The sequence below is a fragment of the Streptococcus sp. HMSC034E12 genome (assembly GCF_001835915.1).
Lineage (GTDB): Bacteria > Bacillota > Bacilli > Lactobacillales > Streptococcaceae > Streptococcus > Streptococcus vaginalis.
In genome coordinates, this window is the sequence record NZ_KV826466.1 from 1 (window position 1) to 1185 (window position 1185).

Annotated in this window: 1 pseudogene; it reads left to right on the plus strand. The window is 39.5% G+C overall.

Annotated features, from left to right (window positions below):
- Window positions 1–170 precede the first annotated feature (170 nt).
- A pseudogene (locus HMPREF2574_RS08690) lies at window positions 171–1087 on the plus strand (IS30 family transposase).
- Window positions 1088–1185 lie beyond the last annotated feature (98 nt).

The window sequence follows — 1185 nt, forward strand, 5'->3', positions numbered from 1 at the left end:
TTTTTTTATTTTTCTTAAACTTTTTCTTCCAATTGAAAGTTCTAAAATGAAGTTAGCCACTTCGAGTGTATGAAAAAACATCTCAAAGAGATATACTTGTAGTTCACCACAAATACAAAGAGATTCTTTAAGATGCCTACTAATTTACCCCAAAAGGCAAGCACTTAACAATAGCTGAGCGCCGTTTAATTGAAAAGTGGAAGGACGAGGAAAAATCAAATCATCAAATCGCTCTCTTGCTTGGAAAAGCACCTCAAACTATTCATAATGGCATCAAGCGTGAGCTGGTTCGCCAACAAGTACGCAAGGGAAGGTTTGAACTGCTCTATTCTGCAGATGCTGCTCAAAGTCGTTACGAATCAGCTAGAAAGAAGTCTGTCCGAAAGGGTCGACTTGATAAGGCTATCAAGGAGAAAATCTTGCACTATATCAAGCAGAAATACTATCCCGAAATATGATGGTAAATGCAAAGAAAGTCAATGTCCCCATATCTACCATCTACTACTTGATTCATCATGGACAGATAGGACTGACCTACAAGGACTTGATTTACCCCAGAAAGCCAAAAGCTGAAAAGAAGGGGGCTAGTCCGCGGTTTAAACCTGTTGGGAAGTCTATTGAGGGACGACCTGAAATCATCAACCAACGTCTTGAAAATGGGCATTATGAGATGGATACCGTCATTCTGACCAAGCAGAAAAATCAGTGCCTTCTCACCCTCACTGACCGCAGAAGTCGGCACCAGATTATCCGACTAATCCCTGACAAAACTGCTCAGTTGGTCAATCAAGCTGTCGCTGCACTTATGGAAACTAATACCATCAAATTCATCACGGCTGATAATGGAACGGAGTTTAATAGACTAGCTGAGATATTTCCACAGGACAACATCTATTACGCGTACCCTTACTCCTCACGGGAAAGAGGAACAAACGAGAATCATAACAGACTTATCAGACGATGGCTTCCTAAGGGAGTTAAGAAAACGATCCACAAACAAGTCACTTTCATCGAAAATTGGATTAATAACGATCCTAATAAAGTTTTAAACTACAAGTCACCTCAGATTTTTTTGTTGAATGGCTAACTTCTACTTGAAATTGAGCTTTTTATGACCTTTAAAAAGGGAAAGTCCTGACTTGTCTTAATCGCTATAATCTTTTAAGTAGGCTCTTAATTCTCGAA